At 62.0% G+C, this 15,519-nt stretch carries 12 protein-coding genes; 11 read left to right on the top strand and 1 reads right to left on the bottom strand.

Annotation, left to right across the window (positions count from 1 at the left end; all coding sequences use genetic code 11):
• Positions 1–36 precede the first annotated feature (36 nt).
• The 10 genes from FHW77_RS15625 (at position 37) to FHW77_RS15580 (ending at position 11,236) form a co-directional block, all read left to right on the top strand.
• Positions 37–708: a response regulator transcription factor gene (locus tag FHW77_RS15625; protein ID WP_003509815.1), complete on the top strand. Its 672-nt coding sequence runs from the start codon at positions 37–39 to the stop codon at positions 706–708.
• Positions 698–2,098: an ATP-binding protein gene (locus FHW77_RS15620; protein WP_004440792.1), complete on the top strand. Its 1,401-nt coding sequence runs from the start codon at positions 698–700 to the stop codon at positions 2,096–2,098. Before FHW77_RS15625 ends, FHW77_RS15620 begins: the two co-directional genes overlap by 11 nt.
• A 104-nt stretch (positions 2,099–2,202) precedes the next feature.
• Positions 2,203–2,631, top strand: a complete 429-nt coding sequence (locus tag FHW77_RS15615; protein ID WP_034496260.1) for an RT0821/Lpp0805 family surface protein — start codon at positions 2,203–2,205, stop codon at positions 2,629–2,631.
• 160 nt (positions 2,632–2,791) lie between these two features.
• Positions 2,792–3,955, top strand: coding sequence for a c-type cytochrome biogenesis protein CcmI (ccmI, locus tag FHW77_RS15610; protein WP_004440796.1), 1,164 nt, complete (start codon positions 2,792–2,794; stop codon positions 3,953–3,955).
• On the top strand, positions 3,952–4,464 hold the full coding sequence (gene ccmE / locus FHW77_RS15605) for a cytochrome c maturation protein CcmE (RefSeq protein ID WP_004440798.1): 513 nt from the start codon (positions 3,952–3,954) through the stop codon (positions 4,462–4,464). Before ccmI ends, ccmE begins: the two co-directional genes overlap by 4 nt.
• Positions 4,461–6,452, top strand: a complete 1,992-nt coding sequence (locus tag FHW77_RS15600) for a heme lyase CcmF/NrfE family subunit (RefSeq protein ID WP_004440801.1) — start codon at positions 4,461–4,463, stop codon at positions 6,450–6,452. Before ccmE ends, FHW77_RS15600 begins: the two co-directional genes overlap by 4 nt.
• A gap of 185 nt (positions 6,453–6,637) precedes the next feature.
• The gene (locus tag FHW77_RS15595) at positions 6,638–7,093 is read left to right on the top strand and encodes a cytochrome c-type biogenesis protein (protein ID WP_034495871.1); all 456 of its coding nucleotides are present in this window, start codon (positions 6,638–6,640) and stop codon (positions 7,091–7,093) included.
• 153 nt (positions 7,094–7,246) lie between these two features.
• Positions 7,247–8,800 carry a Do family serine endopeptidase gene (locus FHW77_RS15590; protein WP_004440808.1) on the top strand — a complete coding sequence of 518 codons (1,554 nt, stop codon included), beginning with the start codon at positions 7,247–7,249 and terminating at the stop codon, positions 8,798–8,800.
• A gap of 258 nt (positions 8,801–9,058) precedes the next feature.
• Positions 9,059–9,817: a response regulator transcription factor gene (locus tag FHW77_RS15585; RefSeq protein WP_004440811.1), complete on the top strand. Its 759-nt coding sequence runs from the start codon at positions 9,059–9,061 to the stop codon at positions 9,815–9,817.
• Between the two features lie 9 nt (positions 9,818–9,826).
• Positions 9,827–11,236: a sensor histidine kinase gene (locus FHW77_RS15580; RefSeq protein ID WP_034495866.1), complete on the top strand. Its 1,410-nt coding sequence runs from the start codon at positions 9,827–9,829 to the stop codon at positions 11,234–11,236.
• Between the two features lie 60 nt (positions 11,237–11,296).
• Here the strand turns inward: FHW77_RS15580 and FHW77_RS15575 are convergent, their stop codons facing one another.
• Positions 11,297–12,160, bottom strand: a complete 864-nt coding sequence (locus FHW77_RS15575; protein WP_006700327.1) for a MipA/OmpV family protein — start codon at positions 12,158–12,160, stop codon at positions 11,297–11,299.
• A 319-nt stretch (positions 12,161–12,479) separates the two neighbouring features.
• On the opposite strand from FHW77_RS15575, the gene FHW77_RS15570 reads away from it, so the two are divergent.
• A complete protein-coding gene (locus FHW77_RS15570; protein ID WP_004440818.1) occupies positions 12,480–15,449 on the top strand; it encodes a bifunctional [glutamine synthetase] adenylyltransferase/[glutamine synthetase]-adenylyl-L-tyrosine phosphorylase in 2,970 nt (989 codons plus the stop codon).
• The last annotated feature ends 70 nt before the right edge of the window (positions 15,450–15,519 follow it).

Genomic DNA, 15,519 nt, shown 5'->3' with positions numbered 1-15,519 from the left:
CACGCACGCGGGCCGGGACACAGGAAAGGGCGGACAATGCGTATTCTCGTTGTTGAGGACGATGCCAATCTCAATCGTCAGCTGACCGATGCCCTCAAGGAGGCCGGTTATGTCGTCGATCAGGCATTCGATGGCGAGGAAGGCCATTATCTCGGTGACACCGAGCCCTATGACGCCATCGTTCTTGATATCGGCCTGCCGCAACTCGATGGCATCACCGTCGTCGAAAAATGGCGCGCGGCCGGAAAGGCCATGCCTGTTCTCATCCTGACCGCCCGCGACCGCTGGAGCGACAAGGTGGCGGGCATCGACGCCGGCGCCGATGACTATGTGACAAAGCCTTTCCATGTCGAGGAAGTTCTTGCCCGCGTGCGCGCGCTCATCCGCCGCGCGGCCGGCCACGCTTCTTCCGAACTCGTCTGCGGCCCGGTTCGGCTCGACACAAAGTCCTCCAAGGCGACCGTCAACGGCACGACGCTGAAACTCACCTCGCACGAGTTCCGGCTCCTGTCCTATCTCATGCATCACATGGGTGAGGTCGTATCGCGCACGGAGCTGGTCGAGCATATGTACGATCAGGATTTCGACCGCGATTCCAACACGATCGAGGTATTTGTCGGACGTCTGCGCAAGAAGCTCGGGGTTGATCTGATCGAGACGATCCGTGGTCTCGGTTACCGGATGCAAGCGCCGGCAGATGCGAAGTAATTCTCTCACCGCCCGCGTCCTGCTGCTCGCCTCGCTCTGGTCGGTGCTGGCGCTGGTGGTGATCGCCGTCGTGATATCGACGCTTTACCGCCAGGGCGTGGAGCGCAGCTTCACCGATCTTCTCAGGGCACAGCTCTATAACGTCATCAATTCCGTGACGATTTCCAACGAGAATACGTTGGCCGGCAGCCCGCAGCTTGGCGATCTGCGCTTTTCGCAGCCCGATACCGGCTGGTACTGGGTTGTCGAGCCGCTCGGAAATTTCCAGACCGCGCCGCTGGTCTCTTCCTCGCTCGGCGTTTCCACCCTTCCGGTGCCGAGCATTCTCGATGCCCCCTTCGACAACCGCTACGAGCGCTTTTATGCCGTCACCGACGAGGCCGGCAATCAGGTGCGGGTGGCGGAAACCGAAGTCGTGCTGGATGGCGAGGGGCGTGCAGCGCGTTTCCGTGTCTCCGGCAATCTGAACGTCGTGGAAGACGATGTCCGCGACTTTTCCAACAGCCTTTATCTGGCTCTGGCCGTCTTTGGTGTCGGCAGCCTCGTCGTGAACGGTCTTGCGATTCTCTACAGTCTGCGGCCGCTCGATCAGGCTCGCGTCGCACTTGGCAAGATCAGGGGCGGAGAGGCGGAAAGCCTCGAAGGTGAATTCCCGCGCGAAATCCAGCCGCTTGCCAATGAGGTCAATGCGCTGATCGACAGCAATCGAAGGCTCGTCGAGCGCGCCCGTATGCAGGTCGGCAATCTCGCCCATTCACTGAAGACGCCGATTGCAGTTCTCCTGAACGAAGCCCGCACGCTCGATCCGCAGCACGGCGACCTTGTGCGCGCTCAGGCGGACGCCATGCAGGCGCAGGTGCAATCCTATCTCTCCCGCGCCCGCATCGCCGCCCAGCGCGGCTCCATCCTTGCCCGCGTGGAGGCCGAACCGGCGCTGGAACGGCTGGTGCGTGTCATGCGCCGCCTGAACCCCGACAAGCAGTTCGTGCTGAATTTCGAGCAACCCGGCGCGGTACTCGGCATGGAGCAGCAGGATCTGGAAGAGGTCGTCGGCAATCTTCTCGAAAATGCCGCGCGTTTTGCACAGACGCGTGTGGTCATTACGCTGGCGACCGGCACGCACCCATCCTCCGACGCCGAAATCGCCCGTCGCGCCTGGGTGGAGCTGACGGTGGAGGATGATGGGCCGGGACTTGAGCCGGAACAGATCAGCGAAGCGATGAAGCGTGGGCGGCGATTGGATGAGAGCCGCCCCGGCACGGGCCTCGGATTGTCGATCGTTTCAGAGGTGGTGTCAGAGTACCATGGCCGCTTTTCGCTGTCGCGCAGCGCCATCGGCGGGTTGAAGGCAGATCTGATTTTGCCCGGCCTTTCGAAAGAGCTTGCGTGAGCCGAGAAAAAAGGCAAGAAATTCAACGCTGGTATATTGATGCAATGCGGTAGGAAAGAGGACAGGGTTTGGTTGACGTGTATGATGGCTGCCGCTCCGTGACGATGCGTTCGCTGGTGTCACGCCCGGCACTTCTCTCGATCCTGTGCGTTTCCATGCTGAGCGCCTGCACCACCACGGGCACCCGCCCGGCAGGCGGCGGTCTTTTCGGCCGTTCGTCACAGCCCTCCACGCCCTTCCTTGCCAATCTGGAAGGCGGCATTGTCGGGCGAAGCGGCGTGCAGCTTGACAGGGGTGACCAGACAAAGGCGCTGGAGGCCGAATATAAGGCGCTGGAAACGGCCCCGGTCGGCACGCCTGTCATCTGGACGGGCGATGACGCCAAGGGCCAGGTGGTCGCCAATGCGCCCTATCAGGTTGGCAACCAGAACTGCCGGCAATATTCGCACACCCTGACGGTAGACGGACGCGAAACCCGGGCGCGTGGCGCAGCCTGCCGCAATGCCGATGGAAGCTGGTCGCCGCTGACATAACCGGTTTGACGCAAATCAAGGTCACTGGCCCTTTGCGATGACAAGAGAGGCATGGCGGTGCAGCCGGGGGAAGGGCCTGCGGTGCGGCGTGATGTCTCAAATTCGCGTCATCCCTGCGCTTCATGTTTCCATGTGCCGCGCATTCGAGTAATTGAGCCTTATGTTCTGGATTGTCGTTGCGATATTGACGGCGGCTGTTGCCATCGTCCTGATGTACCCGCTGATGCGGAAGACCGAGGCGCCGCAGACGCGCCGTGACGGTGAGGTTGCCGTTTATCGTGACCAGCTGGCCGAACTGGACCGCGAACGCGCCGCCGGCCTGATCGGGCAGACCGAGGCGGATTATGCCCGCGCCGAAATCGGCCGCCGTCTGCTTGCCGCCGCCGAAGCGGAAGAGCAACCCGGCAAAGAAACCCGGCCGCGCCGGCACAATCTCGCCGCCAGCCTGATCACCATTCTGTTGCCGGCGCTGGGTCTCTGTCTCTACATCTGGAACGGCAGTCCGGAGGTACCGGACATGCCGCTCGAGGCACGCCTTGAAAAGCCCGGCAACGACATGAATCTGCTGGTCGCAAGGGCCGAAAGGCATCTGGCGCAGAACCCGGATGATGGCGCGGGATGGGAAATTCTGGCGCCGATCTATTTCAAGATGCAGCGGCTTGGCGACGCCGAGCTCGCCTATCGCAATGCGCTTCGCATTCTGGGCCCGAGCGCCGAACGATTGACGGGCCTTGGCGAAACGCTCGTGGCCGGCAATGACGGTATCGTCATCGAGGCGGCGCGGGATGCATTTGCCGAGGCGGAAAAGCTTAAACCCGGCAACCCGCGTGCCCGCTTCTATCTCGCGCTGTCGCTGGAACAGGCCGGCAAGGCGGAGGAAGCACGCGCGGCCTTCACTCAGCTGGCGGCAGACGCCCCGGCTGGCGCGCCATGGCTGCCCCTGGTGCGCGAGCATATTGCCCGGACTGGCGGCGAAACGAAACCTGCCGCACCCGGCCCGACGGCCGAGGACATGGCGGCGGCAAAAGACATGACGGCGACCGACCGGCAGGCGATGATTGAAGGTATGGTGGCGAGCCTTGACGCCAAGCTGAAGGATAACCCGGCCGATTTCGAAGGGTGGATGCGGCTCGTGCGTGCCTATTCCGTGCTGAAGAACGAAGCCAAGGCCGGAGAGGCGCTGCGGGCGGGGCTGAAAGCTTTTCCGCCGGAGGGTGAGCAGGGCAGGCAGCTTCTGGCGCTGGCGAAGGAACTCGGCGTTTCCGCCGGACCGATCCGCATGAACGGGAAACAGGATGCCGCGCCGCAGGGAGTGACACAATGACCCGCAAACAGAAACGACTCGCGATCATCGGCGGCGGCATGAGCTTCATCGTGGCGGCCGTGCTGCTGGTCATGTTCGCCTTCGGCCAGTCCATCGCCTATTTCTACATGCCGGCCGATCTGGAAAAAACGCCCGTCAACCCCGGCACGCGCATCCGCCTTGGCGGGCTGGTGGCGGAAGGGTCGATCAAGCGCGGCGAGGGCCGCACGGTGAGCTTCACGGTGACGGATGGCGAAGCGACCGTGCCGGTCAGCTATACCGGCATCCTGCCCGATCTCTTCCGCGAAGGGCAGGGCGTGGTGACCGAAGGCATGTTCGATGCCGCGACCCACGGTTTCGTGGCCGACAGCGTGCTTGCCAAACACGACGAGAACTACATGCCGAAGGAAGTTGCCGACCGGCTGAAGGACAAGGGTCTGTGGCAGCAAGGCGCAGAGGGAGAGAAACCCGCGGCCGCAACGCCGGCCGCCGGCACGGCTTCGACTGACAAGACCGGAGCAACCAAATGATCAACGAGATCGGCCATTACGTTCTGGTCCTGGCGCTTGGCGTGGGGCTGATCGTGTCCACGCTGCCGGTCATCGGCGCGCGCCGCAACGACCGGGCGCTGATGGACATCGCTTCGCTCGGCTCGGTGCTGATGTTCCTGCTTGTTGGTTTGTCCTTTGCGGCGCTGACGCGGGCCTATGCCGTCTCGGATTTTTCCGTGCGCAACGTCTGGGAAAACTCCCATTCGCTGATGCCGATGATCTACAAGCTGACCGGTGTATGGGGCAATCACGAAGGCTCCATGCTGCTTTGGCTGCTCATCCTCGTGTTTTTCAGCGCGCTCGTCGCCACCTTCGGCCGCAACCTGCCTGAAACGCTCAAAGCCAATGTTCTTGCCGTGCAGGCATGGATTTCCGTCGCCTTCCTGCTGTTCATCCTGCTCACCTCCAATCCGTTTCTGCGGCTGGAGCCGGTGCCGGCCGAAGGGCAGGATCTGAACCCCATCCTTCAGGATTTCGGCCTCGCCATTCATCCACCGCTGCTTTACCTCGGTTATGTCGGCTTTTCCGTCTGCTTCTCCTTCGCCGTTGCCGCATTGCTGGAAGGCCGTATCGATGCCGCCTGGGCGCGGTGGGTGCGGCCATGGACGCTCGCCGCCTGGACCTTCCTGACCGCGGGCATCTCCATGGGTTCCTACTGGGCCTATTACGAACTCGGCTGGGGCGGCTGGTGGTTCTGGGACCCAGTGGAAAACGCCTCCTTCATGCCGTGGCTTGCCGGCACCGCGCTGCTGCATTCGGCGCTGGTCATGGAAAAGCGCGAGGCGCTGAAAATCTGGACCGTGCTTCTGGCGATCATGACCTTTTCGCTCTCGCTGCTCGGCACCTTCCTCGTTCGCTCCGGTGTTCTCACCTCCGTGCATGCCTTCGCCACCGATCCGAGCCGCGGCATCTTCATTCTCGGCATTCTGACCGTCTTCATCGGCGGCGCCTTCGCGCTCTTTGCATGGCGTGCGCCGTCGCTCAAGGCCGGCGGGCTATTTGCGCCGATTTCGCGTGAGGGATCGCTGGTTCTCAACAACCTGATCCTGACGGTCTCCACCGCGACCGTGCTGATCGGCACGCTCTATCCGCTCATTCTGGAAACGCTGACAGGCGAAAAAATCTCGGTCGGCGCGCCTTTCTTCAATCTCACCTTCGGCCTCCTGATGATCCCGATCCTGATCGTCACCCCGTTTGGGCCGATGCTCGCCTGGAAACGCGGCGATCTCCTGGGCGCATTCCAGCGGCTCTATGTGGCGGCAGCGCTTGCCGCTCTGGCGGGACTGACGCTCTGGTACATTGAAAATGGCGGCCCGGTACTGGCCGCACTCGGCATCGCTGCCGGTTTCTGGCTGATCCTCGGCGCATTTGCCGATCTCTGGTATCGCGCCAATTTCGGCAAGCTCGCTTTCGGTATTGCGTTTCGCCGCCTCAAAGGCCTGCCGCGCTCGGCCTTCGGTACGGCGCTGGCGCATATGGGTCTTGGAATCACCGTTCTCGGCATCGTCATCGTCACCACCTATGAGACCGAGACAGTGCTGGAAATGAAAGAGGGCATGGCGGCGGAAGCGGGCGGCTACAGCCTGACCTTCGACGGCATCCGCCACGCCGTCGGACCGAACTTCACCGAGGATCGCGGCCATTTCACCGTGCGCAAGGCAGGCGTGGAAGTTGCGGATGTCTGGTCGTCCAAGCGGCTTTACACGGCCCGGCGCATGCCGACGACGGAAGCCGGCATCCTGACCTTCGGTCTCAGCCAGCTCTATGTCTCGCTTGGTGACCCCATGGCCGATGGCGGCATGGTGGTGCGCATCTGGTGGAAACCCTTCATCCTGTGCATCTGGGGCGGCACGCTGTTCATGATGGCGGGCGGGTTCATTTCTCTCTCGGACAGGCGATTGAGAGTGGGGGCGCCGAATCGCAAGGCGAAGCCGGTGCGGGCTGCAATGCCGGAGGCGGCGGAATGAGTGTGGAGCGTGCGGCAGGTTTCTTCTCCCCCACGGGGAGAAGTGCCGAGCAAAGCGAGGCGATGAGGGGGAAGCCGCATACACTGAGAGTTATGGCTGGCGTGGGCCCCCTCATCCGACCCTTCGGGCCTCCTTCTCCCCGGCGGGGAGAAGAAATGCGCCGCACTCTTTCGGGATTGCCTCGGATGCTGGCGGGTTTTCTGCTTCTCTTCGCTGTGCTTGTCTCAGCATCTCCCGCTTCCGCCTTCAACCCGGATGAAGTCCTCAAGGACCCCGTGCTCGAACAGCGAGCCCGCAACCTCACCTCCCAGCTTCGCTGCATGGTATGCCAGAACCAGTCGATCGATGACAGCAACGCCGAACTGGCGCGTGACCTGCGCGTTCTGGTGCGCGAACGGCTGGTCGAGGGTGACAGCGACAAGGCGGTCATCGACTATGTCGTGTCGCGCTATGGCGAATTCGTGCTTCTCAAACCGCGCCTCAGCCTGCGCACCGTGCTTTTGTGGGGCGCACCCATCGGCCTCACCCTTGTGGGAATTTTCGCCGTCTTCGTCTTTTCGCGTCGCCGCGCCACCCTTGAACAGCCACAAAAACTGAGCGCGGATGAAGAAGAAAGAATTCGCAACCTCATTGAAAAATAACTGTTTTTCATTTTTTCCCACGGTTCTTTCTCAACATTACGGATTTTTCATTCCTCAGACACTTCGCCGTAAGGTGTCGCCTCCTATATCTTCATCATCCACCGCTTCCCCGGTCACACGGGTTCCAGTCTGAATGAAGAAAGAAGGTACACCATGTCTCATTCGCAAAACGGCCATTCCTCGCTGAAGACAGCCCTGAAGGCCACGACGGTTGGCGGCCTTGCGGCGCTGATGCTTTCCACCGGCATTGCCGCACCTATCCTCCACTCTTTTGCGGCCCCCGTCGAGGTGACTGCGCCGCAGGTTCCGAGCTTCGCCAACGTGGTCGATGCGGTATCGCCCGCCGTCGTCTCCGTTCGCGTTCAGTCGAACGTGCAGCCCGCTTCCGATGATTCCAGCAATTTCTCCTTTAATTTCGGTGGCCGTGGCCTTGACCAGCTTCCGGATGACCATCCGCTCAAGCGCTTCTTCAAGGAATTCGGCGGCCCGAACCAGGATCGCTCCGACCGCGGCCCCAATCGCCACCGTGACGGCAAGGGTCCGCTGCGCCCCGTCGCTCAGGGCTCCGGCTTCTTCATTTCCGAAGATGGTTACATCGTCACCAACAACCACGTCGTCGATGACGGCTCCGCCTATACGATCGTGATGAATGACGGCACCGAACTCGACGCCAAGCTCGTCGGCCGCGATCCGCGCACCGATCTGGCACTCCTCAAGGTCGATGTGAACCGCAAGTTCACCTACGTTCAGTTTGCCGATGACAGCAAGATCCGCGTCGGTGACTGGGTCGTCGCCGTTGGCAACCCCTTCGGCCTTGGCGGCACGGTGACTTCCGGCATTATCTCGGCCCGTGGCCGTGATATCGGCTCCGGCCCCTATGACGACTACCTGCAGATCGACGCCGCCGTGAACCGCGGCAACTCGGGCGGTCCCGCCTTCAACCTCAACGGTGAAGTGGTTGGCATCAACACCGCCATCTTCTCGCCCTCGGGCGGCAATGTCGGCATCGCCTTCGCCATTCCGGCATCGGTCGCCAAGGACGTGATCGCCGACCTGCAGAAGGACGGCAAGGTAGAGCGCGGCTGGCTCGGCGTGCAGATCCAGCCCGTCAGCAAGGACATCGCCGAATCGCTCGGCCTTTCCGAAGCCAAGGGCGCTCTGGTCGTTTCGCCGCAGTCCGGCTCGCCGGGCGACAAGGCAGGCATCAAGCAGGGTGACATCATCACCGCCGTCAACGGCGAACCCGTCAAGGATGCCCGCGACCTGTCACGCCGCATCGGCGGCATCGCGCCGAACAGCAAGGTGGAAATCTCGCTGTGGCGCGGTGGCAAGTCTCAGTCGGTCACGGTGACGCTCGGTGATCTCGCCAGCGACGATGCCTCCAAGGCGACCCCGAGCCAGAACGACGACAAGGGCGGTCAGTCTTCCAGCGAGAAGGTGCTGTCCAGCCTCGGCCTTACGGTGGCCCCCGCCGATGACGGCAACGGGCTTGCCATCACCGATGTCGACCCTGACAGCGATGCCGCTGCCCGTGGCCTGAAGACGGGTGAGAAGATCACCTCGGTCAACAACCAGCAGGTCGCATCCGCCGCCGATATCGAGAAGATCCTCGAGCAGGCGAAGAAAGACGGACGCTCCAAGGCGCTGTTCCAGATCCAGACGGATGACGGCAGCCGCTTCATCGCTCTGGATATCGACCAGGGTTGATAGGCTGAAAGGCGATGCCGGTTCTTTCGGGAGCCGGCGTCGCTAAGGAATGTGTCTCGCCTATAGGACGAGGCAGAACATATGGAATGAGCGCGTGCCACTTGTTTCTTCTCCCCGAGGGGGAGAAGGTCGCGGCGGCGGGATGAGGTGGCAAGGGTAGCGATAGACTGCGCGCTTGCCCCCTCATCCGACCCTTCCCCGGCGGGGAGAAGAAAGGACCTGCAATGCCGGTCCAGGCAGTATCGCGGAGGAAACCTCATGGAAAACAAGGTTCAGGAAATGTCTGTCGCATCTGTTTCCGGTTGTGCGGAAAAGGGCGAGGGCGCTATTGTCCCGCACATGAAGATTCTTGTCATTGAAGACGACCTCGAGGCTGCGGCCTATATGACCAAGGCGTTCCGCGAAGCCGGGATCGTCGCCGACCACGCCAGCGATGGTGAAAGCGGCCTGTTCATGGGCTGCGAGAATGTCTACGACGTCATGGTGATCGACCGCATGTTGCCGCGCCGCGACGGGCTTTCCGTCATCAGCGAACTGCGCCGCCGCGGCATCGAGACGCCGGTTCTTATCCTTTCGGCGCTGGGGCAGGTGGATGACCGCGTGACCGGCCTGCGTGCCGGCGGTGACGATTATCTGCCGAAACCCTATGCCTTCTCCGAACTGCTCGCCCGTATCGAAGTGCTTGGCCGCCGCAAGGGCAAGCCCGAGCAGGACATGATCTATCGCGTCGGCGATCTCGAGTTGGACCGCCTGTCCCACGATGTGCGCCGGGGTGGCAAGGAAATCCTCCTTCAGCCGCGCGAATTTCGCCTGCTGGAATATCTGATGAAGAATGCCGGCCAGGTGGTGACCCGCACGATGCTTCTCGAAAATGTCTGGGATTACCATTTCGATCCGCAGACCAATGTCATCGACGTGCATGTTTCCCGCCTGCGCTCGAAGATTGAGAAGGACTTCGAGAAGCCGCTGCTGAAGACCATTCGCGGTGCGGGCTACATGATGAAGGACGAGGGCTGATTGCCGAAAATGGCCCGCCTCAGAATATTGTTCAGGTCGACAGCGGTGCGCCTTTCGGCGCTCTATATCCTGCTGTTTGCGCTCTGCGCGGCGTTCCTTGTTTTTTATGTCACTGCGCTTTCCGAAAGGCTGCTGAACCAGCAGACGCGTGACGCTGTGCTGCAGGAAGTCTCGGATGTGCAGCGCATCTATAATCGCGGCGGTATCAATCCGCTGCTGAGGATGATGGAGCGCCGTGCCCGCCAGCCGGGAGCGAGCCTTTACATCATCGCCGGGCCGAATGGTGAAATTCTGGCCGGCAACGTCGCCTCCGTGCAGCCCGGTGTTTTCGACAAGGAAGGCTGGACCGGCTTTCCCTTCCGTTATGAGCGTTATTCCGAGAGCGGCGACAGCGTGCAGCATCTTGCCACGGCCAATGTTTTCGTTCTGGACAACGGGCTGCGCATCCTGATCGGCCGCGACCTCGGCGAGCCGACCAAATTCCGCGCCCTGGTGCGGAATGCCCTGATGGTGGCGCTCGCCATCATGAGCGGCGGCGCCCTGCTGATCTGGTTCGGCATCGGCCGCAATGCACTGAAACGCATCGACCGCATGTCGGCGGCAACCAAGAAGATCATGGCCGGCGACCTTTCGCAGCGTCTGCCGCAGGGCCGCTCCGGCGATGAGTTCGACAGGCTGTCCGGCTCGCTTAACGCCATGCTTGGCCGCATCGAGAAGCTGAATGAAGGCCTGCGGCAGGTTTCCGACAATATCGCCCATGACCTGAAGACGCCGCTGACGCGCTTGCGCAACAAGGCCGCCGCGGCACTGGACGATGATGACGAAACGAAACGCCGCGCAGCCCTTGAAGGCATTATCGCCGAGTCCGACCAGCTCATCCGCACTTTCAATGCGCTGCTGATGATTTCCCGTGTAGAGGCCGGTTCCATCGCCGCCGAAATGACTGAAGTGGACGTCTCGGCGATTGCCGAAGACAGCGCCGAACTCTACGAGCCGGTGGCCGAGGATGCGGGGCTCGCGCTGGAAACCGAAATCGAACAGGGCCTCGTCGTCAAGGGCAACCGTGAATTGATCGGCCAGGCGCTTTCGAACCTTATAGACAACGCCATGAAATATGCCTGCGAAGGCGAGGGTGACAAAAAACTCGTCGTTCGTCTGGCAAAGGCCCCTGGCGCAATCCTGCTTTCCGTTGCCGATAATGGTCCCGGTATTCCTGCCGACAAGCGCGGCGAGGTGCTGAAACGCTTCGTGCGGTTGGATGAAAGCCGCTCCAAGCCCGGCACGGGCCTTGGCCTGTCGCTGGTGGAGGCGGTGATGGAACTGCATGGCGGGTCGCTGGAGCTTTCGGACACCGACGCCTCCAACACCGCCTGCCCGGGGCTGACAGTCTCCATGGTTTTTCCAGACAATAGCCGCTGAAGAGAGCCGGCGAGTGTATTCCGGCGGGGAGTTGTGCCCCGCCAGACGACAATCCTCGCGTTAGAATGTGTAGGCCAGGCCCACCATTGCAAACGGCTGGATATCTTTTTTGGACAGCGGGCTGTCCTTGGCATCGCCCAGCAGGAAACCGACGCCTCCGGTGCCGGTGATCGACCAGTTCTCGGTCATCAGGTAGGTGACGGAGGCGCTGGCGTCGACGCGCTTGAAGCCGGATTTGGCGTCGAAGCGACGCAGGCCCGAACGGGCGGATTGCGCCGAGGTCACACCGAAATAGGATTTCATGTGCTTGTCGTCAGCCCAGGTGGCGGAGAGGTCCGCTCCGAGGATGAACTGGTCGACCTTATGGGAAACGCTGGCGCCGATCGAGGCTGTCAGGCCCTCGCTGCCATTGATGGTCTTGTCGACCTTGGCGTAGATTTCGAAGGGTTCAGCGTCATAGGCGATAACGCCGCCAATGACGCCGCCTGCCTTGATATCGCCCATCCCGCGCAGGTTTTTCCTGTCGTCCTTTTCCTTGCGCCCGGGCTCCCAGCCGCCTTTCACTCCCAGCCGGAAGCCATTGCTGTTCAGCAGGTTGACGGTGACGCCGCTGAAATCAATGCTCAACATGTCCCCATAGGCGACGGAGACCAGCGGCACGGCGCCGGCCTCCAGCTTGTCCGACCCCTCATATTTCGGGGCATAGGCGGCGCCGACACCGAGCGTGATTTTCCAGTCGCTGGAACTGCTGTAGCGGGAATTATCGAAACCGGCCTGCGGATCGGCCATGCGGTCCGATTTGCCGATATCGGCGGCGAAAACCGGCGCGTAGACCGCTTGTGCCACCGGCAGCGCCGTCAGGCAAAGCGCCATGGCGCACAGGCTCTTTTGCCATTTCATTGTAAAAATCTGTTTCATGATCATATCCGTTGCAGCACCGCGTGTTTGAAAACCGGGGAGTCGGGTTTCGTTGAGGAGAACGCTACGTGGGCACAATTGCGGAGACATTACGCGGCATTGCGATGCGCCGCCGAAACCGTGGTCGCGCCAGCAGGGTTTCGGAAAATTCGGCAAAAGCGGTTTTCCTGATCGCAAAGCGCGCCGCATTTGTTACAACGCAGGTGATATGTGCCTGCAGGCTTCGGTGATGCAACGGCAGGATGGCTAGCGTGGGGAGAGCGGCCCGTCCTGAAAAATCCGGTATGGCCGAAGGACAAACGGGCTCGGGAGAGGGAGAGAAGCATTGACGAAACCGGAAAGCGCCGAAAGGCGGCTGAACGACGTGCTGGCGGGCGTGATCCGCCCCTATACGCAGACCGAGCTGAAATCCGTGCTCTCCACTCTGAAAGACATCGGCAGAAGCGAGCCGGCGGTGGCCGCGCTGCTTGCCGACGAAAGCGCCCTGAAAGACTTCGTTGCCGCGGCCTTCACGCTCTCCCCCTACCTGCGCGACATGGCGGCGGCCGATGAGGGGCTGTTGTCACTGGCCATTTCAAAACCTCTGGAGCCACTGCTCGCCGATCTCGTGCGTCAGGCGCGCGATTGCTGGAAACCGGGAGAGGACGGCGGCATACCGAGCGAAAACGAGGTAATGTCGAGGCTCCGGATCGCCAAACGGCGGCTCTCCTTCGTCGCGGCACTTGCCGATCTCGCCCGTATCTTCACTGCGCGTGACACGACCCGCTGGCTGAGCGACATGGCGGATGCGGCACTCTCTGCCGCCATCGATCACCTTCTGCTGTCGGCCCATGAGAGTGGCAAGCTGAAACTGAAGGATGTTGCCGCCCCCAGCGAAGGATCGGGCCTCATCGTGCTCGGCATGGGTAAGCTCGGTGCCCGCGAACTCAATTATTCCTCCGATATCGACGCCGTGGTGTTTTTCGAACCCTCCGCCGGGATCATGGACGACCCCTACGACGCGACGGAGAATTTCGGACGCATGATGCGCCGTCTGGTGCGCATCATGCAGGAGCGCACGGCCGATGGTTATGTCTTCCGCACCGATCTGCGGCTGCGGCCAGACCCGGGCTCCACACCGCTCGCCATCCCCGTGGAAGCGGCACTGCTTTATTACGAGGGCAGGGGCCAGAACTGGGAGCGCGCTGCCTATATCAAGGCACGGCCGGTGGCGGGCGATATCAAGGCGGGTGAGAATTTCCTGCGCGAGCTCACGCCCTTCATCTTCCGCAAATATCTCGATTATGCGGCGATTGCCGATATTCATTCCATCAAGCGGCAGATCCACGCCCATAAGGGCCACGGCGCGATTGCGGTGAAGGGCCACAATGTCAAGCTCGGGCGCGGCGGCATCCGCGAGATCGAGTTTTTCGCCCAGACGCAGCAGCTGATCGCCGGCGGCCGAATGCCGGCGCTGCGGGTGCGCGCAACGCAGGAGGCGCTGGCGGCGCTGACCGAGGCGAAATGGATCGACGCCGAGACCCGTGACAGCCTGACGGATGCCTATTGGTTCCTTCGCGAGGTGGAACATCGCATCCAGATGGTGCGCGATGAGCAGACCCATGTGTTGCCCGATACCGAAGCCGAACTGAAGCGCATCGCCTTCATGCTGGGTTTCGAGGATACCAAGGCCTTCTCGGAAAAGCTGGAAGAGGTGCTGCGGCTGGTGGAGCGGCGTTATTCGGCGCTGTTCGAACAGGAAGTGAAACTGTCAGGCGAGGCCGGCAATCTGGTGTTCACCGGTCAGAAGGACGATCCCGATACGTTAAAGACGCTCTCCGCCCTCGGTTTCGAGCGGCCGGAGGATATCTCCCGCGTCATCCGCACCTGGCACAATGGCCGTTACCGGGCGACTCAGTCGGTCGAGGCCCGCGAGCGGCTGACGGAATTGACGCCGGACCTGCTGCGCGCCTTTGGTGAGAGCAAGCGGGCCGACGAGGCGCTGCTGCGCTTTGACAATTTCCTCTCCGGCCTGCCGGCAGGCATCCAGCTTTTCTCGCTGCTCGGCAACAACCCGGCGCTGCTCGACCTGCTGGTAACGATCATGTCCTCCGCGCCGCGTCTGGCCGAAATCATCGCCGCCCGCCCGCATGTCTTTGACGGCATGCTGGACCCGGCTTTGATGAGCGACATCCCGACACGCGACTATCTCGCTCACCGCATGGGCAGTTTCCTCTCCAATGCCCGCCATTACGAGGATATTCTCGACCGGCTGCGTATCTTTGCCGCTGAGCAGCGCTTCCTCATCGGCGTGAGGCTTCTGACCGGCGCGATCCGTGGCGAAGTCGCCGCCCGTGCTTTCACGCATCTTGCCGATCTGGTGATCGAGGCGGCGTTGAATGCGGTGCTGGCGGAGATGGAGGCGGCACATGGGCCCTATCCCGGCGGCCGTGTCGCCGTGATGGGAATGGGCAAGCTCGGCTCCTTCGAGCTGACGGCCGGATCGGATGTCGATCTCATCCTGCTTTACGATTATGATGATGCCGCCCATGAATCGACCGGCGCAAAACCGCTCGATGTGGTGCGTTATTTCACCCGCGTGACCCAGCGGTTGATTGCCGCCCTGTCGGCCCCGACGGCAGAAGGCGTGCTTTACGAGGTCGACATGCGGCTTCGCCCCTCCGGCAACAAGGGGCCGGTGGCGACCCGCATTTCCGCCTTCGAAAAATACCAGCGTGAGGAGGCCTGGACCTGGGAGCACATGGCGCTGTCGCGCGCCCGCCTGATCTGCGGCGATGCCTCGCTGATGGAAGATGCGCGCCGCATCATTGCTTCCGTCCTGTCGCAAAAGCGGGATGTGGCCAAGGTCTCGGCCGATGTGTTGGAAATGCGCAGCCTCATCGAGCAGGAAAAACCGCCGGAAAATAATTGGGACTTCAAACTCATCAATGGCGGCCTGATCGACCTTGAATTCATCGCCCAATATCTGGCGCTCGTAGGGCCTGCGAAGGGGCTTGCCGCGCACGAACCGGGGCGCAACACGGCCGAGGCGCTCCAGGCGCTCGCCGCTCCGGTGATGGAGCCGCAGGCCTTCGATGACTGCATGGCGGCGATGGGGCTTTATACCGAGATATCGCAGATCGTAAGGCTGTGCATCGACGGCACGTTCAATCCGAAGGAAGCGCCGGCGGGCCTCACTGATCTCGTGTGCCGAGCGGGGGATTGCCCTGACATTCCGACGCTGGAGGGAGAGGTGAAGCGGCTGGCGAAGGCGGTGCGGAAGGCGTTTGTGGCGGTGGTGAAGAATGGGGGGTGATGTCGGTGGGTGTGGCTTACCCCCCTCTGCCCTGCCGGGCATCTCCCCCTCAAGGGGGGAGATCGGCAAG

This window comes from Agrobacterium sp. RC10-4-1 (genome assembly GCF_014138475.1).
Taxonomy (GTDB): Bacteria; Pseudomonadota; Alphaproteobacteria; order Rhizobiales; family Rhizobiaceae; genus Agrobacterium; species Agrobacterium pusense.
The sequence above is the reverse complement of the archived record's forward strand: the minus strand, read 5'-3'. Positions and strand labels throughout refer to the sequence as shown.